Origin of the sequence: Sphingomonas rustica (assembly GCF_039652585.1) — a bacterium.
Lineage (GTDB): Bacteria > Pseudomonadota > Alphaproteobacteria > Sphingomonadales > Sphingomonadaceae > Sphingomonas > Sphingomonas rustica.
The window spans coordinates 117,516-139,986 of sequence record NZ_JBDIZK010000004.1; the positions used below are offsets into that span (position 1 = coordinate 117,516).

At 67.6% G+C, this 22,471-nt stretch carries 20 protein-coding genes; 11 read left to right on the forward strand and 9 right to left on the reverse strand.

Translation table 11 applies throughout. The annotated features are described in order from the left end of the window. Positions 1-83: 83 nt before the first annotated feature. Genes TPR58_RS08265 through TPR58_RS08280 form a run of 4 tightly spaced genes read left to right on the forward strand, consistent with a single transcriptional unit; the run spans position 84 to position 6,946 of the window. The gene (locus TPR58_RS08265) at positions 84-1,472 is read left to right on the forward strand and encodes a TIGR03013 family XrtA/PEP-CTERM system glycosyltransferase (protein ID WP_346246162.1); all 1,389 of its coding nucleotides are present in this window, start codon (positions 84-86) and stop codon (positions 1,470-1,472) included. Then, on the forward strand, positions 1,472-3,508 hold the full coding sequence (gene prsK / locus TPR58_RS08270; protein ID WP_346246163.1) for an XrtA/PEP-CTERM system histidine kinase PrsK: 2,037 nt from the start codon (positions 1,472-1,474) through the stop codon (positions 3,506-3,508). Before TPR58_RS08265 ends, prsK begins: the two co-directional genes overlap by 1 nt. Beyond that, entirely contained in the window at positions 3,505-4,869 is a 1,365-nt protein-coding gene (gene prsR / locus TPR58_RS08275) for a PEP-CTERM-box response regulator transcription factor (RefSeq protein WP_346246164.1), read from the forward strand. The genes prsK and prsR overlap by 4 nt, the downstream gene beginning before the upstream one ends. Next, positions 4,853-6,946 (forward strand): tetratricopeptide repeat protein, encoded by a 2,094-nt coding sequence (locus TPR58_RS08280; RefSeq protein WP_346246165.1) that lies wholly within the window; start codon positions 4,853-4,855, stop codon positions 6,944-6,946. The genes prsR and TPR58_RS08280 overlap by 17 nt, the downstream gene beginning before the upstream one ends. 25 nt (positions 6,947-6,971) lie before the next feature. Here the strand turns inward: TPR58_RS08280 and TPR58_RS08285 are convergent, their stop codons facing one another. The 3 genes from TPR58_RS08285 to TPR58_RS08295 form a co-directional block, all read right to left on the reverse strand. Then, positions 6,972-8,288: a sensor histidine kinase gene (locus TPR58_RS08285; protein WP_346246380.1), complete on the reverse strand. Its 1,317-nt coding sequence runs from the start codon at positions 8,286-8,288 to the stop codon at positions 6,972-6,974. A 170-nt stretch (positions 8,289-8,458) separates the two neighbouring features. Further along, the gene (locus TPR58_RS08290; RefSeq protein WP_346246166.1) at positions 8,459-9,130 is read right to left on the reverse strand and encodes a response regulator; all 672 of its coding nucleotides are present in this window, start codon (positions 9,128-9,130) and stop codon (positions 8,459-8,461) included. Positions 9,131-9,163: 33 nt separating this feature from the next. Then, positions 9,164-9,481 carry a hypothetical protein gene (locus tag TPR58_RS08295; RefSeq protein ID WP_346246167.1) on the reverse strand — a complete coding sequence of 106 codons (318 nt, stop codon included), beginning with the start codon at positions 9,479-9,481 and terminating at the stop codon, positions 9,164-9,166. A 100-nt stretch (positions 9,482-9,581) separates the two neighbouring features. Here TPR58_RS08295 and TPR58_RS08300 point away from each other — a divergent pair, with 100 nt between their 5' ends. Then, the gene (locus TPR58_RS08300; protein WP_346246168.1) at positions 9,582-11,366 is read left to right on the forward strand and encodes an ABC-F family ATP-binding cassette domain-containing protein; all 1,785 of its coding nucleotides are present in this window, start codon (positions 9,582-9,584) and stop codon (positions 11,364-11,366) included. Between the two features lie 15 nt (positions 11,367-11,381). On the opposite strand, the gene TPR58_RS08305 is transcribed toward TPR58_RS08300, so the two are convergent. Both TPR58_RS08305 and TPR58_RS08310 read right to left on the reverse strand, forming a co-directional pair. Then, positions 11,382-12,191 carry an ATP-binding protein gene (locus TPR58_RS08305; RefSeq protein WP_346246169.1) on the reverse strand — a complete coding sequence of 270 codons (810 nt, stop codon included), beginning with the start codon at positions 12,189-12,191 and terminating at the stop codon, positions 11,382-11,384. A gap of 28 nt (positions 12,192-12,219) precedes the next feature. Continuing rightward, positions 12,220-13,209, reverse strand: a complete 990-nt coding sequence (locus TPR58_RS08310) for an LLM class flavin-dependent oxidoreductase (protein ID WP_346246170.1) — start codon at positions 13,207-13,209, stop codon at positions 12,220-12,222. Between the two features lie 162 nt (positions 13,210-13,371). Here TPR58_RS08310 and TPR58_RS08315 point away from each other — a divergent pair, with 162 nt between their 5' ends. Further along, entirely contained in the window at positions 13,372-14,040 is a 669-nt protein-coding gene (locus TPR58_RS08315; protein ID WP_346246171.1) for a pyrimidine 5'-nucleotidase, read from the forward strand. Further along, complete coding sequence (dapD, locus tag TPR58_RS08320) at positions 14,007-14,852, forward strand: 2,3,4,5-tetrahydropyridine-2,6-dicarboxylate N-succinyltransferase (RefSeq protein ID WP_346246172.1); 846 nt, start codon at positions 14,007-14,009, stop codon at positions 14,850-14,852. Before TPR58_RS08315 ends, dapD begins: the two co-directional genes overlap by 34 nt. A 49-nt stretch (positions 14,853-14,901) precedes the next feature. Here the strand turns inward: dapD and TPR58_RS08325 are convergent, their stop codons facing one another. Beyond that, the gene (locus tag TPR58_RS08325; protein WP_346246173.1) at positions 14,902-15,918 is read right to left on the reverse strand and encodes a hypothetical protein; all 1,017 of its coding nucleotides are present in this window, start codon (positions 15,916-15,918) and stop codon (positions 14,902-14,904) included. Between the two features lie 35 nt (positions 15,919-15,953). Next, positions 15,954-16,922, reverse strand: coding sequence for a hypothetical protein (locus tag TPR58_RS08330; protein WP_346246174.1), 969 nt, complete (start codon positions 16,920-16,922; stop codon positions 15,954-15,956). A gap of 156 nt (positions 16,923-17,078) precedes the next feature. On the opposite strand from TPR58_RS08330, the gene TPR58_RS08335 reads away from it, so the two are divergent. After that, complete coding sequence (locus tag TPR58_RS08335) at positions 17,079-17,843, forward strand: tryptophan 2,3-dioxygenase (RefSeq protein WP_346246175.1); 765 nt, start codon at positions 17,079-17,081, stop codon at positions 17,841-17,843. Then, positions 17,840-18,979 (forward strand): kynureninase/PvdN C-terminal domain-containing protein, encoded by a 1,140-nt coding sequence (locus TPR58_RS08340; RefSeq protein WP_346246176.1) that lies wholly within the window; start codon positions 17,840-17,842, stop codon positions 18,977-18,979. Before TPR58_RS08335 ends, TPR58_RS08340 begins: the two co-directional genes overlap by 4 nt. A 6-nt stretch (positions 18,980-18,985) precedes the next feature. On the opposite strand, the gene TPR58_RS08345 is transcribed toward TPR58_RS08340, so the two are convergent. Together TPR58_RS08345 and TPR58_RS08350 are read right to left on the reverse strand one after the other, a co-directional pair. Next, positions 18,986-19,417: a CoA-binding protein gene (locus TPR58_RS08345; protein ID WP_346246177.1), complete on the reverse strand. Its 432-nt coding sequence runs from the start codon at positions 19,415-19,417 to the stop codon at positions 18,986-18,988. 2 nt (positions 19,418-19,419) lie between these two features. Then, positions 19,420-20,385: a P-loop NTPase gene (locus TPR58_RS08350; protein WP_346246178.1), complete on the reverse strand. Its 966-nt coding sequence runs from the start codon at positions 20,383-20,385 to the stop codon at positions 19,420-19,422. 71 nt (positions 20,386-20,456) lie between these two features. On the opposite strand from TPR58_RS08350, the gene hflK reads away from it, so the two are divergent. Together hflK and hflC are read left to right on the forward strand one after the other, a co-directional pair. Continuing rightward, a complete protein-coding gene (gene hflK / locus TPR58_RS08355; protein ID WP_346246179.1) occupies positions 20,457-21,596 on the forward strand; it encodes a protease modulator HflK in 1,140 nt (379 codons plus the stop codon). Continuing rightward, on the forward strand, positions 21,593-22,450 hold the full coding sequence (gene hflC, locus TPR58_RS08360; RefSeq protein ID WP_346246180.1) for a protease modulator HflC: 858 nt from the start codon (positions 21,593-21,595) through the stop codon (positions 22,448-22,450). The genes hflK and hflC overlap by 4 nt, the downstream gene beginning before the upstream one ends. The last annotated feature ends 21 nt before the right edge of the window (positions 22,451-22,471 follow it).

Consider the following 22,471-nt stretch of genomic DNA (forward strand, 5'->3'; position numbering starts at 1 on the left):
CGAAAGCTGATTTCGTTTCCGTTCCAATACGATAATTCATCGTGTCGGTTTTGTTTACACTTGGCGGTTAAGCCGGGTGCATCATGGTCCGCCTGTTCAAGCATTATGTCCCCAACGCCGTGCTGCTGCTCGGCATTCTGGACATGATTCTGCTCGGCATCGCCGGCGAGATCGGATGGGTATGGCGGCAGCATCAGCTCGACAGCCTGCCAGGCTCGGCGATGACGCGTCTGCCGCAGCTGATCACCTTCGCGCTTACCCTGGAAGTCGCGATGATCTCGGTCGGCGTCTACCGCGCCGAATCGCTGCAGTCGCTGCGCCAGGCGATGGCGCGGCTGATCGTCTCGATCTCGCTGGGTATCCTGTTCCTCAGCGCGATCTTCTTTCTGATCCCCCCGCTCAGCCTGTGGCGGTCGAACCTGCTCTACGCGATGTGCCTGTCGATCGTCCTGCTGCTGGTCCTGCGGCTCCTGCTGGGCAAGGCGTTGGGCAGCCAGGCGTTCAAGCGCCGGATCGTGGTGCTGGGCGCGGGCCCGCGCGCGGAGCGGCTGAAGGTCCTGTCGAAACGCCCGGGATCCGCCTTCGCGGTCGTCGGCTATGTCGCAATGAGCGAGAGCAACCGGATCATTCCCGAAGCGATCGCGCGCGATGCGATCTACAATCTCGCCGACCATGTCGTCCTGCTGAACGCCAGCGAAGTGGTGCTGGCGCTGGAGGAACGACGCAACGCCCTGCCGCTGAAGGACCTGCTGAGGATCAAGACGACCGGCGTTCATGTAAACGAGATCTCGACCTTCCTCGAGCGCGAGACGGGCCGGGTCGACCTCCAGTCGGTCAATCCGAGCTGGCTGATCTTTTCCGACGGCTTCTCGTCCGGCCGGATGTTCTCCAGCGCGTTCAAGCGGCTCTTCGATATCGCGGCCAGCCTGATGCTGCTGGTGCTGGCGCTGCCGATCATCCTGCTGGCATCGCTTGCGGTGAAGCTCGATTCGCGCGGGCCGGCCTTTTACCGTCAGCGGCGCGTCGGGCTTTATGGCCAGGGGTTCGACATCATCAAGCTGCGCTCGATGCGCATCGATGCCGAGGTGCCGGGACAGGCCGTCTGGGCCGAGAAGGACGATCCGCGCATCACCCGGGTCGGCCGCATCCTGCGAACGACGCGCATCGACGAACTGCCCCAGTGCTGGAGCGTGCTGAAGGGCGAGATGAGCTTCGTCGGCCCGCGGCCCGAACGGCCCCAGTTCGTCGACGACCTGGAGCAGCAGCTGCCCTTCTATGCCGAGCGTCACATGGTGAAGCCGGGAATCACGGGCTGGGCGCAGATCAACTATCACTATGGCGCGTCGACCGAGGACAGCCGGCAGAAGCTGGAATATGACCTCTATTACGCCAAGAATTATTCCCCGTTTCTCGACCTGCTGATCCTGCTGCAGACGATCCGGGTGGTGCTGTTCCCCGAAGGGGTGCGCTGATGACCGCGGGCCTGATCCTGTGGTCGCACGCGATCGCCGCCTTCCTGTTCGGCGTGCTCGCGCTATGGGCATGGCGCCGCGGCGGACGCGCGATCCCCGGACGCCCGCTTGCCGTCGCGCTGGCCGCGACCGCGCTATGGGCATTGGCGGTTGCCGGCATCGGCGGCGCGGAGACGGGCACCCGGATCGCCGAGCTGCTGCGCAATTTCAGCTGGCTGGGGTTCATGATCCTGCTGGTGCGCCGCGACGGCAATGTCCGCCAGCCCATGGCGCTGGCCGCCGTCTATGGCGTCATCGCGCTGATCTCGAGCATCGCGGTCGCGCTGCATGTCGTCGGCGCCGCCGCATCGGCACGGCCCGAGATATTGAACGCGGCGCTGCTGTTGCGGATGCTGGCATCGATCGCGACCCTGGTGATGCTCCGCGCGCTGCATCAGGCAGTCGCGCCGACGGCCAGCACCGGCCTGCGCTGGATCCTGATGGCGCTGGCCGGGCTGATCTTCATCGATCTCAACCTGTTCAGCGTCGCCTATCTGAGCGCCGACTGGCCGCAGACGCTGGTCGCGGTGCGCGGTCTCGGCATGATCATGGTCGCCGTGGCGATGGCGGCGGGCCTGCAGCGCAAGGACCGGTGGAGCGTCCAGGTCTCGCGGACCATCGCCTATCAGTCGCTGTCGTTCGTCGCGGTCGCCGTGTATTTCGCGGTGCTGGCACTCGCCACCAGCGCCATCGCCACGGTCGGCGGATCCAGCGCCCGGATGCTGCAGACCGCGTTCGTCTTCGGATCTACGGCAGCGATCCTGACGCTCGCCTCCTCCACCTGGCTGCGGGCCTGGACCAAGGTCAAGCTGGCCAAGCATCTCTTCCGGCATCGCTATGATTATCGCGCCGAATGGATCCGTTTCACCGAGACGCTCGGCGCGCCGAGCGGCATCGCGCCGCTCGACGAACGCAGCGTCAAGGCGATCGCCGACCTGGTCGAATCGCCCGGCGGCACCTTGCTGGTGCCCGAGGGGGCCGGACTGGGCCATGGCGCCATCTGGAACTGGGACCGCGACGCCACCGGCCCTGCCGCGCCCGCGCTGGTCCTGCATCTGGCCCGGACCGGCCGGATCCTCGAGCTGGATGCGCTGCGCCAGTCCGACAGCGTCGAGGCGGCATTGGTGCCCGGCTGGATGTTCGAACGGGCCGATGCCTGGATCCTCGTCCCCCTGCCGCATCAGGGCGCACTTGCCGGTGCGATCCTGCTCGCCCGGCCGCCGCTCGACCGCGCGCTCGACTGGGAGGATTTCGACCTGCTCAAGGTCGCGGGCCGCCAGGTCGGCTCCTATCTCGCCGAGCAGCGGGCGCATCAGGCACTGGCCGACGCGCAGCGGTTCGACGAGTTCAACCGGCGCTTCGCCTTCATCCTTCACGACATCAAGAATCTGGTGAGCCAGCTGACCCTGACCGCGCGCAATGCCGAACGCCATGCCGACAAGCCCGAATTCCGCGCCGACATGATCGAGACGTTGCGCGACTCGGCGGAGAAGATGACCGCGCTACTGGCGCGGCTGTCGCAGCACGGACCGCGCCGCGCCGAACCGCTGCGGCCGGTCGCGGTCCGCCCGCTCGCCGAGCGGCTGGCAAGCGGGCGACGGGCCCAGCATCCGGTGCTGGTGTCGGGCGACGGGGCGATCGCCATCGCCGACCCGATCGCGCTGGAACAGGTGATCGCCCATCTGATGCAGAACGCGATCGATGCCAGCCCGGCGACCGAACCGGTGCGGATCGCCCTGTCCACCGACCCCGGACAGGTGATCGTCGAGGTGATCGATCGCGGCGTCGGCATGTCCCCGGCCTTTGTCCGCGACAAGCTGTTCCGGCCCTTCGTCTCCTCCAAATCCGGAGGGTTCGGGATCGGCGTGTTCGAGGCGCGCCAGCTTGCCGAGCAGATGGGCGGCCGCATCGACGTCACCAGCCGCGAGGGGGAGGGAAGCCGGTTCCGCATCACCCTGCCCGGCGCAACCGACAGCATCGTGGAGCAAGCGGCATGAACGAGGCATCGACCCGCCGTCCCATCCTGTTGATCGTCGAGGACGATGCCGGGCTGCAGCGTCAGCTGCGCTGGGCCTATGACGGATATGACATCGTCACCGCCGCGACGCGCGACGAGGCGATCGCCGCGATCCGCGCCGAGGAGCCGCAGGTGGTCACCCTCGACCTGGGCCTGCCGCCCGATCCCGACGGCACGACCGAGGGCTTTGCGACGCTGGAGGCGATCCTGGCGCTCCGGCCCGACACCAAGGTCATCGTCGCCTCGGGTCATGGCGCGCGCGACTCGATGCTGCGCGCGATCGAGCTGGGGGCGTGGGATTTCTACCAGAAGCCGATCGACATCGATGCGCTGGGCCTGATCGTCGCGCGCGCGTTCCACGTCTACGCGCTGGAGGCGGAGAATCGGCGCCTGGCCGAGCGCGCCGAAGCCGGCGCGGTGCTGGGCGGCATGATCACCGCGGCGCCGGAAATGCTGAAGGTGACGCGGACGATCGAGCGCGTCGCCGGCGCCGACGTCTCGGTCCTGCTGCTGGGCGCGAGCGGAACGGGCAAGGAATTGCTGGCGCGCGGCCTGCACGAGGCGAGCGGGCGCAAGGGCGCATTCGTCGCGATCAATTGCGCCGCCATCCCCGAGACGCTGCTGGAATCGGAGCTGTTCGGCCATGAGAAGGGCGCCTTCACCGGCGCGGTGAAGACGACCGAGGGCAAGATCGAACTGGCGCAGGGCGGCACCCTGTTCCTCGACGAGATCGGCGACGTGCCGCTGGCGCTGCAGGTGAAGTTGCTGCGCTTCCTGCAGGAACGGGTGATCGAGCGGATCGGCGGGCGCAAGCCGATCCCGGTCGATGTGCGCGTCGTGTGCGCGACGCATCAGGACATCGACGCGATGGTTGCCGAGGCGCGGTTTCGCGAGGATTTCTATTACCGGCTGGCCGAGATCGTCGTCCGCATTCCCGGCCTGGCCGAGCGTCCCGGCGATGCCGCGCTGCTCGCCCGGCATTTCCTGCGGAAATATGCCGCCTCGATGAACAGCGGCGTGCGCGGGTTCGCGGCCGATGCGCTCGCCGCGATCGATGCGTGGGGCTGGCCAGGCAATGTCCGCGAGCTGGAGAACCGGGTGAAGCGCGCGACGATCATGGCCGACGGCAAGTCGGTGACCGCCGCCGATCTCGACCTGGCGGGTGCGGAGGACCGGGCGCTTCCGCTCAACCTGAAGTCGGTCCGCGAAACCGCCGATCGCAAGGCGATCCGTCATGCGCTGGCCCGGGCCGAAGGCAATATCTCCGGCACCGCCCGCCTGCTCGGGATCAGCCGACCCACCCTCTACGACCTGATGAAGGCCTATGACCTCCAGCCCTGACCGATCGAACCGCACCGGCCCGCGCCCGTCGATCCTGCGCCGCGCGCTGGTGGCCCTGGGATGCATGGGCGCCTTTGCCATCGCACTGTACGGCTTTTTCGGGCTGAGCGGCGCCCGCGCCAATGCCGAGACGGCGCAGGCCGCGGTCGAGCGATCGTTGCAGCAATTGCGCCAGAGCAACTTCACCGCCGCGCGCCGCAGCGCGCTCGACGCGGTGCGCGCCGATCCCGGATCGGCCGCGGCGCACCATGCGCTGGCGCTCGCCCAGTTGCGGCTCGGCGACGGCGTCGCTGCCGAGGCCGAGATCAACCGGGCGGTCGAGGCAGGCTATGACGCGAAGCGCGTCGCCCCTGTCCGGGCGCAGGCGATCCTGTTGCAGAGCAGTCCGGAGCGTGCGCTTGCCGAGTCCGCGAAGACCGATCCTCGCGATCGGGTGGCGGGCCTTCGCGTGCGGGGAAAGGCGATGACCCTGCTGGAAAACTGGGGCGAGGCGCTTGCTGCGCTTCAGGAAGCGGTGCGCCTGGCGCCGGCGGATGCCGATGCCTGGGTCGATCTGGGCAGGTGCCGGCTGGCCGCGGGCGACATTTCGGGTGCGATCCTGGCCTCGCAGCGTGCGGTGCAGGTCGACGCCGGCAATATCGATGCGCTGGTGCTGCGCGGCGAGATGGTGCGCGGGCAATATGGGCTCGTCGCCGCGCTCCCGTGGTTCGAGCAGGCGTTGAAGCGCGACCCCGAATATCACGATGCGCTTATCGATTATGCCGCGACGCTGGGCGATGCCGGCCGATCGACCGACATGCTGGCCGCCACGCGCCGGGCGCTGGCCGCCCGACCGGGCAGCCCCCAGGCCTATTATCTCCAGTCGGTGCTGGCGGCGCGCGGCGGCAATACCGAACTTGCCCGCAGCCTGCTGGAAAAGGCCGGAGGCGCACTCGACGCGCTGCCCGGCGCGCTGCTGCTCGGCGCGACGCTGGACCTCGAGAAGGGCGAGAACGAGCAGGCGATCGAGAAACTGCGCCAGCTTGTCGGCCGCCAGCCGATGAACCTCGAGGCGCGCAAGCTGTTCGCGCTCGCGCTGCTGCGCACCGATTCGGCGCGCAATGCGATCGACCTGTTGCGACCCGTCGTCGCGCGCGGCGACGCCGACAGCTATGCGCTGACGCTGGCCGCCCGCGGGTTCGAGCGGATCGGCGAACGGGGACAGGCGGCGTCGCTGCTCGACCGGGCAGCTGCCCCCGCATTCGACCGGCCGCCGGCCTTTTCTGCCGATGAGAGCATCCAGACACTGGGCGCCGATGCGCAGAACCGGCCCAACGACCCCGGCGCGGTGGTTCCCCTGATCCGTGCGATGATCGCCGACGGCGACATGGGCGGCGCGCTTGCCCGGGCGCAGCGCATCGCCGGCGACAATCCCGGCGCGCCGCAGGCGCATCTGCTGGTCGGAGACCTGGCAATGCTGTCCGGCCGTCCGGGCGAGGCGCTCGCGTCCTTCAAGGCCGCCGCCGACCTGCGGTTCGACGAGCCGACGATGCTGCGCCTGGTCGAGGCGCAGGACAAGGCAGGCGACAGGCAGGGTGCGGCCACGACGCTGGCCCTGTTCCTGTCGCAGAATCCGGCAAGCATGACCGCGCTGCGCCTGTCGGCGCGGTGGCAGCTCGCCGGCGGCGACTTCGATGCCGCGATCGACACGCTCGAAGCGCTGCGCCTTCGCGTCGGCGACCGCGACGCGGCGCTGAACGCCGATCTGGCCGCCGCCTATGCCGGTGCCGGCGACAGCGACCAGGCCGAGCATTATGGCCTGGCGGCCTATCTGCTGGCGCCGGGCAATCCGGCCGCCGCCGACGCCTATGGCTGGGCGCTGTATCTGGGCGGCGCGCCAGTTGCGGCGCGGGAGCTGCTGGAAAAGGCGGTCGCGCTTGCCCCCAACCATTCCGGGCTGCGCTGGCACCTGGCCCAGATCCTGGTCGAGCTGAAGCAGCTGCCCGAGGCGCGAAGCAACGCGAGGGCGGCCCTGTCCGACCCACGCTTCACGAACCGTGCGGCGGCGCAGATCCTGGTCGGGAAGGCCGGAGGCTAGACCGGCCCGTGCCGATCAGCGCGCGTCAGGCGGCCGGCGCCGCGGCCGGAAGGCGCAGGCGAACGAGCAGGCCGCCCAGATCCTCGCTTTCCTCGAGGCTGACCGTCCCGTCATAGATTTCCGCCACGTCGCGCACGATCGCCAGGCCGAGGCCAGTGCCGGGCTTGCCCGAATCGAGCCGCACGCCGCGATCGAAGATGCGGGTGCGATCGACCTCGGGAATGCCCATCCCGTCATCCTCGACCAGGATTTCGGCAAAGCCGGACTCCACGCGCGCGGTCACGAACACGCTGCCCCCGCCATATTTGGCGGCATTCTCGACCAGATTGCCCAGGATCTCGTCGAGATCCTGGCGCTCGATATGGGCGACGATGTTCTTGGTTCCGTCGATGTCGATGCGGACATTGGGGTAGAGCCGCGCGACCGCCCGCTCCACCGCCTCGATCGAGGGCCAGACATCGGCGCGGCTGTGGGCGCTGCCGCGGCGCCCGACCGCACGGGCGCGGGCGAGATGATGGTCGATCTGGCGGCGCATCGTGCGCGCCTCGCGGATCACGGTCTCGGGCAGGTCCTCCTGGCCGGCAGCAGCCGCGTTCATGATCACGCTGAGCGGGGTCTTGAGCGCATGGGCCAGGTTCCCGGCATGACGCCGCGCCTCTTCGGCCTGGCGGTCGTTATGCTCGACCAGCGCGTTGAGCTCCTCGACCATCGGCGCGACCTCGGCCGGCATGCTGCCTTCGATCCGGGTGGTCTGTCCGGCGCGCAGCCGCGAGAGCTCGGAGCGGATCTTGCGCAGCGGACTGAGCCCGAACCAGGTCTGGAGCGCCGCCATGAACACCAGGCCGAAACCGAGCAGCAGGAAGCTTCGGATCAGCGTCCGCCTGAGGTCGCCGATCTGCCCGTCCAGCGTGTCGCGCGCGGACGCCACCTGGAACCGCCAGCGCACCGGCGAATTGGGCAGCTTCAGATCGATCTCCGCGACGCGCAGCCGCTGTTCGGGGAACTCGTCGCTGTCGTAATAATGGATGTCGCGATCGTCGTGGCTCGGATGAACCTGGAGCTTGCGGTCCCACAGCGAGCGCGAGGGGAAGGTTTCGTACCCCTTGCCGCTGATCTGCCAGTAGGCGCCCGAATTGGGCTCGAGAAAGCGCTGGTCGGCGAGCTCCCGGCTCAGCACCACCTCGCCATTCGGGCCCAGTTCGGCCGAGACGATCATCGAATTGACCAGCAACTTCAGCTGGTCGTCGAAGTTGCGCGTGACCGCCGAGACCAGCACCTTGTCGAGCGCATAGCCGCCGCCGACCAGCAGCAGCAGGATCCAGCCGGCCGCGATGAAGATCATCCGGCGGCTGACCGATCCGGTCACCCTGACATAGGGGCGGGGTTGCGGCTCGTTATCGGCCACCGGGATTCAGACCTCCAGTCGCCCCGGCGGACGCGCTCGGGACGGGGTGAAGGGGCCCGCCCGAACGGCGCGACCCCGGATGCGCAAACGCTTTGCGACGCGGCCGGTCAGGCGACGCCGGTCGGCTCCTCGAGGCTGTAGCCCAGCCCGCGGATCGTGGTGATCACGTCGGGGCCCAGCTTCTTGCGGATGCGCGTGACGAAGACCTCGATCGTGTTCGAATCGCGATCGAAATCCTGATCATAGATATGCTCGATCAGTTCGGTGCGGCTGACGACCTTGCCCTTGTGGTGGAGCAAATAGCTCAGCAGCTTGTATTCCTGCGCGGTCAGCTTCACCGGCTCGCCGCCCTTGGTCACCTTGCCCGAGCGGGTGTCGAGGCGGATGTCGCCCGCGATCAGCTCGGCCGAGGCATTGCCCGACGCGCGGCGGATCAGCGCACGCAGCCGGGCGATCAGTTCCTCGGTCTGGAACGGCTTGGCGACATAGTCGTCGGCCCCCGCATCCAGCCCCGCGACCTTGTCCGACCAGCTGTCCCGCGCGGTCAGCACCAGCACGGGCATCACCCTGCCCTCGCGGCGCCAGCGGTCGAGCACGGTCAGCCCGTCGATCTCGGGCAGGCCGAGATCGAGGATCACCGCGTCATAGGTTTCGGTCGAGCCCAGAAAATGGCCTTCCTCGCCATCGGTGGCCAGATCGACCGCATAGCCCGCGCCTTCCAGCGCATTCCTGAGCTGCTGGCCCAGATTCGGTTCGTCCTCGACGATCAGAAGTCGCATTGAATATCCTCGTCCTGCGATGCCTGGCTGCGCTTACCTGCCGGTCTGGCGCAGGATACGACCACTGCGGCCGTCCACGTCCACCCAGATTACCGATCCATTGCGCAGGAATTTGAAGGTGTAAATGTCCGACGATGGATCGAAGTCGAAACCCAGATACTGGGCACCCTTCATCATCGGGATCACGCGTCGTTCGAGTTCGCGCACGGGCAGGTTATGCCCCGACTGGCGCCGCTGGCTGGCCGCTTCCTGGCTGCCGTCCTGCCAGTCGCGGGCGTGCGATACGCCCACGCTGCCCAGCGCAAGCGCCGACAGACACGCACATAATACAGGCTTTACCAGCATCGACATGGGGCATGGCATAGGGGGGCGGCATTGAATAGCCCCTGAACATGCGTGTCAGCAGCCTGTAACCTTGCCCATGCGGCGCGGCGGCCCTAGGTGGCGCGGCATGGCTGCACCTGTGTTGAGTTATGAAGGCCTTGGACTGGTCCAGGGATCGGGCTGGCTGTTTCGCGGCCTGGACGTGCATATCGGCGCGCGCGACCGGCTGGCGCTGATCGGGCGCAACGGCGCGGGCAAGTCGACGCTGTTGCGGCTGATCGCCGGACAGATCGATTCGGACGAAGGGCGCCGCACGATCCAGCCGGGCACGCATGTCGTGATGCTGGAGCAGGACCCGGACGTCTCGGACCACGCCACGCTGCTCGACTTCGTCCTGTCGGGCGACGATGCGCCGCAGCGTTACGAGGCGGAAGCGATCGCCGACCAGCTGGGCATCGACCTGTCGCGCGAGGCGTCGACCGCCTCGGGCGGCGAGCGCCGCCGCGCCGCGATCGCGCGCGCGCTGGCGCAGGATCCCGATGTCCTGCTGATGGACGAGCCGACCAACCATCTCGACATCGCCGCGATCGACTGGCTCGAATCCTGGCTGGGCCGCTATACCGGCGCCTTCATCGTTATCAGCCACGACCGTACCTTCCTTACGCGCCTGACGAAGCAGACGCTGTGGCTCGACCGCGGAACGGTGCGCCGCGCGGAGATCGGCTTTGGCGGGTTCGAGGCCTGGACCGACCAGGTCTATGCCGAGGAACAGCGCAACGCGGAAAAGCTCGACGCGAAGCTGAAGATCGAGGAGCATTGGCTCCAGCGCGGCGTCACCGGCCGCCGTCGCCGCAACATGGGCCGGTTGGCGGCGCTGAAGGACATGCGCGCCGAGCGGGCCGCGATGGAGGGGCCGCAGGGCGCCGCGAAGATCGCGCTGGGGGCGGACGACAACAAGACCAAGGTCGTCATCGACGCCAAGCATGTCACCAAGCGGTTCGGCGACCGGACGATCATCAGGGACCTGTCGCTGCGCATCACCCGCGGCGACCGGATCGGCCTGGTCGGCGCGAATGGCGCGGGCAAGACGACGCTGCTCAAGCTGCTCACCGGCGAGATGGCCCCCGACGAGGGCCATGTCCGGCTGGCGAAGACGCTGGACGGCGTGATCATCGACCAGCAGCGCAGCCTGATGGAGCCGACCAAGACGGTCCGCGACGTACTGACCCAGGGCGGCGAGTGGATCGACGTGCTGGGGGTGAAGAAGCATCTCCACGGCTATCTGAAGGAGTTCCTGTTCGAGCCGACGCTGGCCGATGCGAAGATCGGCACGCTGTCGGGCGGCGAGCGGTCGCGCCTGTTGCTGGCACGCGAATTCGCGCGACGATCCAACCTTCTGGTGCTGGACGAGCCGACCAACGATCTCGACCTCGAGACGCTCGACCTGCTGCAGGAAGTCATCGCCGATTATGACGGCACGGTGCTGATCGTCAGCCACGACCGCGACTTTCTCGATCGGACCGTCACGGTGACGCTCGGCCTGGACGGGTCGGGCGCGGTCGATGTCGTGATCGGCGGCTATGCCGACTGGGAAGCGCGCCGCAAGCCGCGCACCGAACCGAAAAAGGCAGCGACCAAGGCGCCGGCGCCGGCCGCGGAAGCCGCGCCGAAGAAGGTCACCAAGCTCAGCTACAAGGACCAGCGCGACTACGACCTGCTGCCCAAGCGGATCGAGGAGCTGGACGCGGCCATCGCCCGCGATGAGGCGGCGATGGCCGATCCAGCGCTCTACACGCGCGACCCCAGGAAGTTCGACGCGCTGATGAAGGCGGTCGCCGCCGCACGCGACGAGAAGGACGCCGCGGAACTGCGCTGGCTGGAACTGGCGGAGATGGTCGAGGCGCTGGCCTAGCGGATGGCGAGCGCCCTAGAGGCGCTTGCAGTTCCGGCCCGCCAGGTCGACGACATATTGCCACGCGACCCGGCCCGAGCGGCTGCCGCGCCGCGTCGCCCAGTTGATCGCCTCGGCCGGATCGAGGTCCAGCCCATAGGCTTCGGCATAGCCGCGCGCGATCTCGACATAGGTATCCTGGTCGATGGCGTGGAAGCCGAGCGACAAGCCGAACCGGTCGGCCAAAGCCAGGCTGTCGTCGATCGTATCGCGCGGGTTGATCGCGCTCGCCTGTTCCGCCAGGTCGCGCGGGATCAGGTGGCGGCGGTTCGAGGTGACGAGCAGCCGCGCATTCGCCGGTCGCGCCTCGGCTCCGCCCTCCAGCATCGATCGGAGCGCGCGGGCGTCGCCGGCCGCGTCGAAGCCGAGATCGTCGAGGAAGATGGCGAACGCCCGCGGCACCTTCGCGATCGCGGCGAACAATTCGGGCAACTGGTCGAGATGCAGCGTCACCGCCTCGATCAGCGCGACGTTGCCGCCCTGCGCCTGGACCTCCGCGACCGCGCTCTTCACCAGTGCCGACTTGCCCGTCCCGCGCGCGCCCCACATCAGCACGTCCTGCGCCGCATGGCCCTGGGACAGGCGGGTCAGGTTCGCGACCAGCGCATCGCGCTGCGCGTCCATGCCCTGCAGCATCGCCAGCGGCAGCGGCTCGAACGCGCGTGCCGCGGTCAGGACATGTTCGCGCCAGACATAGGCCGGGTGGGCAAGCGGATCGGCGGCGGGCGGCGGCGGCGGTGCGAGGCGTTCCAGCGCCGCCGCGATACGGTCGAGTGCGTCGGTCATCGCCCGCCGCTATAGGCAGGCGAACCGTTCAAAGCGAGCGGATCGCCTCCGCGGTGATCGACAGGCTGCGCTTGCGCGCGTCGTGATCGTACATCGCGCTGGTGATCATCAGCTCGTCGGCGCCGGTGCGATCGACGAACGCGGCGATCTGCGCCTTCACTTTCTCCGGCCCGCCGATCGCGCTGGCCGAGAGTACCTGGGACAGCATCGCCGCCCCTTGCGGACCGAGCGAGTCGAGATAGCCCGGGACCGGCGGCGGCAGTTCGATGCCGGCGCCGGTCGTGCGGATCGCGACGAACGCCTGTTGCTGCGACGTCGCCAGCACCGCGGCCTCGTCATCGCTGTCCGCGGCGAACACGTTGAAGCCGAGCATGACATGCGGCTTTTCCAGCGCCGCGGACGGGCGGAAGGTCCGGCGATAGACATCGACCGCCTCGTCGAGCAGACCCGGCGCGAAGTGCGACGCAAAGGCGTAGGGCAGGCCGAGCGCGGCGGCGAGCTGCGCGCCGAACAGGCTGGAGCCGAGGATCCACAGCCTCACATCGGCGCCGCCGCCGGGGACCGCGCGGATGCCGGTGCGGCCGTCATCGGCGAAATAGCTTTGCAGCTCCATCACGTCCTGGGGAAAGGCGTTGGCATCGCTGTCCAGCGTCCGCCGGATCGCGCGAGCTACCTTCTGGTCCGACCCCGGCGCGCGACCGAGCCCCAGGTCGATCCGCCCCGGGAACAGGGCGTCGAGCGTGCCGAACTGCTCGGCGATCACCAGCGGCGCGTGGTTCGGCAGCATGATCCCGCCCGCACCGATCCGGATCGTGCTGGTGGCCTGGCCGATATGCGCGATCACCACCGACGTCGCCGCGCTGGCGATGCCGGGCATGCCGTGATGTTCGGCCACCCAGTAGCGATTGAACCCGAGGCCCTCGGCATGTCGCGCCAGATCGGCCGCGTTGATCAGGCTCTGACGGGCGGACCCGCCCTGGAGGATGGGGACGAGGTCGAGCAGGGAATAAGCAGTCATGGCGGAAATGTGGGAAGCGATGCCCCGCTTCGCTACCCAAGTTCCTCCATCAGGGGCAGAAGCCAAATCTCGTTGGACGAACCGGGACGGGACGGTGCGCCGTCAGGCGCGCAAAGCGATCCTTTCTTGCGGGCGCCCGCCCCACCGCCTAAGCGGCCCGCCATGCGCCCCGAGCTCTCCCATATCCGCAACTGGATCTTCGATCTCGACAACACGCTGTATCCCGCCAGCGCGAACCTGTTCGACCTGATCGATGCCCGGATCGGCGCCTATGTCGAGCGGCTGCTGAACCTCGATTCGGTCGAGGCGCGCAAGGTCCAGAAGGCCTATTTCCACGAACATGGCACCACGCTGGCAGGGCTGATGGCCGAGCATGGCGTCGATCCGCGCGACTATCTGGACGACGTGCACGATGTCGACATGGCGGTGCTCGAACAGAATGAGGCGCTGGTCGGCGCGCTCGCCCGGCTGCCCGGCCGCAAGCTGATCTTCACCAATGGCGACGTGGCCTATGCCGGCCGGGTGCTCGACCGGCTCGGCCTCGCCCAGACCTTCGAGGCGATCCACGACATCCACGCCACCGCCTATCGGCCCAAGCCCGATCCGCTTGCCTATGCGGGTCTGTGCGAGGCGTTCGACATCGTGCCGCACGAAAGCCTGTTCGTCGAGGACATGGCCCGCAACCTGAAGCCGGCAAAGGCGATCGGCATGACGACGGTGTGGATCGACAACGGGTCCGAACAGGGCCCCGGCGAAGACCGCGATTTCATCGACTATACCATCACCGATCTCGGCCAATGGCTGCACGACATGCTGGAGGACAAAGCGTGACTCTCGAATCGATCATCGACGCCGCCTGGGAAGCCCGTGCCGAGCTGAACACCGACACGCGCGGCGAGGTCCGCGACGCGGTCGATCAGGCGCTGGCGCTGCTCGATTCGGGCGGGGCGCGCGTGGCCGAGCCCGATGGCGAGGGCTGGCGCGTCAACCAGTGGCTGAAGAAGGCGGTGCTCCTGTCGTTCCGCCTGAACGACAACGAGGTCGTCCAGGGCCCCGGCGGGGCCAACTGGTTCGACAAGGTGCCAAGCAAGTTCGCCGGCTGGGGCGAGGCCCAGTTCCGCGAGGCCGGCTTCCGCGCCGTGCCGGGCAGCGTCGCCCGCCGCGGCGCCTTTATCGGCAAGGGCGCGGTGCTGATGCCCAGCTTCGTCAATATCGGCGCCTATGTCGGCGAGGGCACGATGGTCGACACCTGGGCGACCGTCGGCAGCTGCGCGCAGATCGGCAAGAACGTCCATCTGTCGGGCGGCGTCGGCATCGGCGGCGTGCTCGAGCCGCTCCAGGCCGATCCGGTGATCATCGGCGACGGTGCCTTTATCGGCGCGCGCGCCGAAGTGGCCGAAGGCGTGCGCGTCGGCGAAGGCGCGGTCCTCTCGATGGGCGTCTATCTGGGCGCGTCGACCAAGATCATCGACCGCGCCACCGGCGACGTGCATCGCGGCGTCGTCCCGCCCTATTCGGTGGTCGTCCCCGGCAGCATCGGCGGCGGCGACGGCAAGCCGGCCCTCTACTGTGCGGTGATCGTCAAGACGGTCGACGCCCAGACCCGCAGCAAGACCGGCATCAACGAACTGCTGCGCGATTGAATGGGGTCAGGCCGTACGGGGCCGCGCCATGCCGCCCCGAAATTTATGCTCAGCGGCCCGCTCCGGTGACGCCCCGCGCGCTGAACGCGATCCGGCCGTCCTTCCAGGCAAAGACGCCATACGCTATCGCCACTTCCTTTCCGGCGGGTCCGAAGAACGCACCGGCGAAACGCCCGTGCACGCCGGCATCGGCGAAGCCATCCCACGTGGCACTGGTCCATTCGCCTTCGAAGGCACCGGTTTCGGGGTTCAGGGTTGCCTCGCCCGAGATCGTCGCCAGGGTGCGATCCGGTGCAGAGTCCCGCGGCGTAGCCTGCCCGACGAGGGTCAGCGTCACGCCGACCTTGCCGGTCGCCAGGTCGAAGGTAACACTTGGCGGGGTTTCGACGACGAACTCCGAATAGCGCCCCGCTTCCATGAGCTGGGCCTCGACAAAGCTATTCCCTCTCTTGAATTCGAACAGCCGTCCCACCGGAACGTCCGTGAGTGCAGTCTTTGCACCATAGAAGCAGAAGACGCGATTGCGTCCGATCGCCACCTGATAGGCAGCTGCGTAATCCAGATGCTTGGCCGAACCATCAGCCAGCCTCTCGAAATAGGCGAAGTGATTGAAGAACTGGCTCGTTCCCAGAACCGTCTTGCGATAGACACTCTTGGCCCTAGCGTCTTGGTCGATCGGACCAAAGCTCGCGTCCAACCCGCTACCCGTCGTCGAAAATGTCTGAGTCCCGGCGGCGTAGGCAAGCACCGGCCCGCCCTCAAATGGCGTCGTCTGCGTGAATGTGGGGCCACCCAGATCAAAGCTGGAACAGGTCGACTTGAAGCTCCAGTCGCCCGGGATATCGGCCAGCTTCGTGTAGCTGAACGTCGGCGTGGGGGTCGGAGTGGGGGTTGGCGTCGGCGTCGGAGTGGGCGTGACAACCGCTCCGCCCCCGCCCGAACTCCCACTCGACCCGCCGCCCGAGCAGGCCGCAAGCAGAAGCGCGCCGACCAGCACCCCATTTCGATTAGACATAGTAATCCCCCTTTTTAAGGCGGTGTCATCCACCGCCGAACCTATGCGCATTTGCGACCTGCTAAAAACAGCCGCCCCAATGCCCCCTACCGGACCGCCAGCGCCGCTCCGATCATCGTTACCGTGCCGTATCGCGCACTCACGCCAAAGACGAATGCCGTTTCCTTGCCCTGAGGGCCGTAGAAGCCCCCGCTGAACGTACCGGGCGGCGTTTCATCGGGCCAGTCCGCCCAGTCTGCGGCGGTCCATTTGCCGTAGAAGGCGCCCGTCAGCGGGTCGATCTCTCCTTCGCCGGAGAGAGTGCCCAGAGGGCGGTCCGGGCCCGATCCTGGCGGAAGTCGCTTTCCGACCAGCGTCATCGCGACGCCGACTTTGCCAGTGACCAGATCCACCGTGATCCTTGGAGTACCAGTCACAGCGTACGGAACCAGCGGTCCATCTTCATGGAAGCGACCATTTGCGGTCACTTCGCCACGCGTGAAGGTGAAAAGTTTTCCGGGTGGCGCGTCGGCCAAAGCCGTCCGCGCTCCATAGATGCAATGAAAGTTTCCGACGGAATAGGGCTGCAGCAGATAGGCGGAGGCGTAATCGAGCCGCTTCAGGGATCCGTCAGGCTCCCGCGTTGCCAAAGGCGAAAGGATCAGCATGCCTCCGCCTGTCGAACCCGACTTCGTATATTGATCGGGAAAGCTGCTATTGCGGTCCGCAGGCCCGAAGCTCAACTCGAAGTTGAACCCTGTCGTCGTGTAGGTTTCTGTCGAGCGCCGATAGGCCAGCGTCGGCCCCTTATCCATCTCATCCACGTCGCGGGGCTGGCCCAACAGACCGTCGAGATGGACAGCGCAGGTCGATTTGAAGCTGAAGTCGCCCGACAGGTCCGCCAGCTTGGTGTAGCTGAACGTCGGCGCGGGTGTGGGTGTCGGGGTAGGAGTGGGTGTAGGCGTCGGGGTCGGCGCAACCACCGCCCCACCCCCGCCGGAGCTGCTGCCGGGCCCACCGCCCGAACAGGCCGCAAGCAGAAGCGCGCCCAGCAGCGCGCCGTGAGATTTCGACATCGATGGTCCCCCTGATCGTCCCCAATTGCCCGCGTAGACAGCATCCATGAACTGCTCAAGTCGATTGCACGGTCGCTCGCATGGGGCCTGTGCTTATTTCCCAGAAAGCCGGAATATTGCGTGACGCCCCGGAGCCGACAGCGATAGAAGCCGGGCATGGCTTCCGACATGACCTATGGGCGCTATCTTGCGCTCGACGAGCTTCTTGCCGCGCAGCATCCGATTTCGGACCGGCATGACGAACTGCTGTTCATCATCATCCACCAGACCAAGGAACTCTGGCTGAAGCAGGCGATCGCCGAGATCCGCCTGGCGATCGACCTGATCCGAGCCGACAAGCCGGTCGAGGCGTACAAGGGGCTGGCGCGGGTCAGCCGGATCCAGGCGGTGATGACGCTGAGCTGGGACATTCTCGCGACGATGACGCCGAGCGACTATAGCCGTTTCCGCGAGGTGCTGGGCAGTTCTTCGGGCTTCCAGTCGGACCAGTTCCGCGCGGTCGAGACGCTGCTGGGCGTTCGCGGCGGCGGGGTGCCGGGGCCGCTGACCGACGCGCTCGCGCAGCAGCCCAGCCTGTGGGACGAGGCAAATGCCGCGCTCGCCCGCGCCGGATTCGACGTGCCCGCGGAGGCGCTGTCGCGCGACTGGGCGCAGCCCTATGTGCCAAGCAAAGCCGTCGAGGATGCCTGGGCGCACATCTATCGCGACACCGGGCGCCATTGGGAACTCTATCAGCTGGCCGAGAAGCTGGTCGATATCGACGACGCGATGGCGACGTGGCGGCACAAGCATGTGCTGACGGTCAGCCGGGTGATCGGCATGAAGACCGGCACCGGCGGGACCGCCGGCGTCCCCTATCTCGAATCGACCCTGACGAAACGCGCCTTTCCGGAGCTGTGGTCGCTCAGGACCCAGCTGTGAGCGGGTACAGGCACATGTTCCAGCGTGCGCTCGCCGCCGCGCCGGAACGGCTCCACTTCGCCGCGCACAGCCATCATCTGTGGCCCGACGCGTCCTTTCTCGGCCACATCGCGGCATGGGAGGACGGCGTCCGCCTCGCCGATCGCAAATGGGAGCGGGTGATGGGCGAAATCTGGCCCGCCGCGCAGGCGCACGTCGCTGCCGAGCTGAACCTGCCCGACCCGGCATCGGTGGTGTTCGCAGGCAATACGCACGACTTCCTGCTGCGCATCGTCTCGGCGATCGGGCGGCATCCGGTACGCATCCTGTCGACCGACGGCGAATTCCACAGTTTTCGCCGACAGGCCGCGCGCTGGGTGGAGAGCGGACGGATCGTGCTGGAGACGCTGCCGAATGGCGACGAAGCGCGTTTCCTGGAACGCGCCGCGTCGGGCGAGCACGACCTGATCTTCGTCAGCCAGGTGTTCTTCGGCAGCGGCCGGCGCTTCGGTGATCTCGCCACGCTCGCGGCATTGTCGAAGCCTGACGGCCCCTGGGTCGTGATCGACGGCTATCACGGCTTCATGGCGGTGGAGACTGATCTGTCAGCGATCGCCGACCGCGTCTTCTACCTCGCCGGCGGCTATAAATATGCGATGGCGGGCGAGGGCGTCGCGCTGATGCACGCGCCGCCCGGATATGGCGCGCGGCCCGAGATCACCGGCTGGTATGCGGAGTTCGACGATCTGTCGCTGCCGCCCGGAAGCGTGGGTTATGCGCCCGACGCGCGGCGCTACATGGGCGCGACCTTCGATCCGTCGGGACTGTACCGGTTCGTCGCGGTGCGCGACATGCTGGCGCAGGAGGGGCTGTCGACCGAGGCGATCAACGCGCATGTCGAGACGCTGCGCGCGCCGTTGCTGGATCGGATCGGCAGCACCGCGCTGCGCGATGCAGAACTGCTCAACCCGCCCGGGCCGGGTTCTCAGTCGCGTTTCCTCGCCTTTCGACATGAGAGGGCGGCAGCGTTGCAGGCCGCGCTGATCGAGCAGGACATCGTTACCGATGTGCGTGGCGATGTGCTTCGAATCGGTCTCGGCCTGTATCAGACGACCCGCGACGTCGAGGAATTGCTGAGCGTGCTGTCGAGGCTCTGACGCCGATCACTCGGCGATCGGTGCGATACCCAGTCGCGGAATCTCGATCGCGGGGCAGCGGTCCATCACCACCTGAAGCCCGGCCGCTTCCGCGCGGGCTGCCGCGTCGTCGTTGATCACCCCCAACTGAAGCCACACCGACTTCGCGCCGGCCGCGATCGCCTCGTCCACCGCCTCGCCGGCGGCGATCGGGCGGCGGAAGATATCCACCATGTCGATCGGGTCGCCGATCTGGCTCAGGTCGCGGAACACGAACTCGCCATGGATATGCTCGCCGGTGATCTGCGGGTTGACCGGGATGACGCGGTAGCCGTGCCGCTGGAGGAACGCCATCACGCCGTTGCTGGGGCGATCCGGCCGATCCGACGCGCCGACCAGGGCGATGGTGCGCACGCCTTCGAGCAGTGCCTTGATGTCCTCGTCCCGCGTCAGCGGCATGGTCAGCCTCCGTTCTGCTTCAGCCAGCCATCCACCTTGCCGGCAATCTCTGCGAACGAAGCGGCGCCCGGGCCGTTCCCGGCGGCCGGCGGCTCGCCAGCGTCGGAAGCTTCGCGGATCGCGAGCTCCAGTGGAATGCGGCCGAGGAAGGGGATGCCCAGTTCCGCCGCCGCGGCCTCCGCGCCGCCGCGCCCGAACGGGTCGGAGACCTCGCCGCAATGCGGACAGGCATAGCCCGCCATGTTCTCGACCAGCCCGATGATCGGGATATTGGCCTTTGCGAACAGGTCGATCGCGCGTCGCGCGTCGATCAGCGCCAGGTCCTGCGGGGTCGACACGATCACCGCGCCCGCCGGCTTGTGCTTCTGGATCATCGTCAGCTGCACGTCGCCCGTGCCCGGCGGCAGGTCCAGCACCAGCAGCTCGCATGCGCCCCAGTCGCCATCGACCAGCTGGCCCAGCGCGCCGCCGGCCATCGGCCCGCGCCAGGCGATCGCCTGGTCGGGCGCGATCAGCCCGCCCATCGAAAGCAGCGGCACGCCGAACTTCGTCTCGACCGGGATCAGCGTCTTTTCGCGCGCCTTGGGCCGCACCCCCTCGACCCCCAGCAGCCGCGGCTGCGACGGGCCATAGATGTCGGCATCGACCATCCCGACCTTGCGCCCGGCACGCGAGAGCGCGATCGCGAGATTGGCCGACACGGTCGACTTGCCCACCCCGCCCTTGCCGCTGGCGACCGCGACGAGCCGGCGCGTGCGCCGCTCGCTGGTCATCAGCACGCGCACCTCGGCCACGCCGGGCAGCGCGCCGACGACACGCCTGATGTCGCCCTCCAGCTCCTCGCGCACCTCGTTCGACAGGCCGGTCACGTCCAGCACGATGCTGGCACGCCCCTCGTCGAATCGGGCGGTTGCGCGGCCGGCGGCGAGGGGGGCGAGTTCGGCTTCGATCGTGTTCTTGTCGGTCATCGGGCGGGACATAGGGCGCGATTTCTCGTCCGCCACTGTAATTCTGCGCAAGCCCCCCTATAAAGACAGACATGGCGAAACGATCTGGCTGGCCCTCCTTGGCCGGCATCTTCATGAGCGAGCGTCCGAAAAGCCCCTGGGGCGGCGGAAGCGGTAGCAACGGCAACGACGGTGACGGAAGCGGGGGCAGCGGCCCGCGCAACCCGTGGAATGTGCCGCCCGAGGGGCGGCGTCCCGGCAATCGGGGCAATGTGACGTCGCTCGAGGAACTGCTGAAGCGCGCCCGCAACGGGGGCGGCGGCGGTGGCGGCGGCAACCCGTTCAACGGCAATCTTCCCGGTTTCGGCCCGAAGGTGTGGGTGCTGATCGCCGGCCTGGTCGTCATCCTCTGGCTGGCGGTCACCTCGTTTCACGCGGTCAGCCAGCAGGAACGGCTCGTCGTGCAGACGCTGGGCCGGTACAGCGGCACGCTGGAGCCCGGCTATCGCTGGACGCTTCCCTATCCGATCACCACGGTCCAGACCGTCGACATCACCTATCGTACCGAGAATTTCCCCGAGAATGCGGGCGAGAATCTCATGATCACCGGCGACCAGAACATCGTCGACCTCGCCTATTCGGTGCGCTGGGACGTCGTGAACCCCTCCGACTATGTCTTCCAGTTCCGCGACCCCAGGGCGACCGTGCGCGCCACGGCGGAGACGGCGATGCGCGCGATCGTCGCGACCACGACGCTGAACGACACGATCGGCGCAGGCCGCACCCGGATCGAGGCGCGGGTGCAGCAGACGATGCAGCAGATCCTGGATGAATATGGTGCGGGCGTCCGCATCCAGAGCGTCGGCATCAACAACGCCAGCGCCCCGGCCGCGGTCGACGAGGCGTTCAAGCAGGTCACCGCCGCCCAGCAGGGTGCGCAGGCCGCAAAGAACAACGCCAATGCCTATGCCCAGCAGGTGATCGCCGCCGCGCAGGGTGAGGCCGCCGAGTTCGACAAGATCTACGAACAGTACAAGCTGGCCCCCGAGGTCACCCGCCGCCGCCTCTATTACGAGACGATGGAGCAGGTCTTGTCGAAGACCGACAAGACGATCATCGAGGCACCGGGCGTGAACGCCTATCTGCCGCTGCCCAGCCTGGGCCGCCGGGTCGAGGAGCCGGCCGCCGCTGCCGAGCCCAAGGCACAACCCAATCAGGGAGCCAGCCGATGAGCGCGCTGTTGCGTACCCCGTTGACGCTCGCAATCGGTGCCGTCCTGCTGGTCGTGCTGGTGATGAGTTCGTTCGTCGTCGTTCCCGAAACGCGCCAGGCGATCATCCTGCGCCTGAACGAGCCCTATGGCGGACCGATCAACGCCTATCAGCGCGGCGAGCGCTACGGCAACACCGGGGCCGGCGTGATCTTCCGCATCCCGTTCATCGACCAGATCGTTTGGGTCGACAAGCGCGTGCTGGATATCGAGCTCGACAATCAGCCGGTCCTGTCGACCGACCAGCTCCGGCTCGAAGTCGATGCCTTTGCCCGCTTCCGCGTGGTCGACCCGCTGCGCATGTTCAAGACGGTGCGATCGGAGGCCGAGGCACGCTCGTCGCTCGAACGGCTGTTCGGATCGGCGCTGCGCAACGAACTGGGCAAGGTGCCGTTCGCGACGCTGCTGAGCCCCGAGCGCGGCGAGGTGATGGACAAGATCCAGAACGCACTCCAGGTCCGCGCGACCCAGATGGGCGTCGAGATCGTCGACGTTCGGATCAAGCATGCTGACCTGCCCGAAGGATCGCCGCTCGACAGCGCCTATGACCGGATGCGCACCGCGCGCGGCCAGGAAGCGGCGACGATCCGCGCCCAGGGCGCCCGAGACGCGCAGATCATCCGGGCGAATGCCGAGGCGGAGCGCGCGCGCATCTATGCGCAGGCGTTCAACAAGGACCCGCAATTCTACGACTTCTATCGCGCGATGCAGTCCTATCGCTCGACCTTCGTCGCCGATCAGCAGGGCAAGGGCAGCAGTTCGATCATCCTGTCGCCGCAGAACAGTTATCTGCGCGAATTTATGGGGCAACGATGAGCCTGCGGGATCGTTCATATT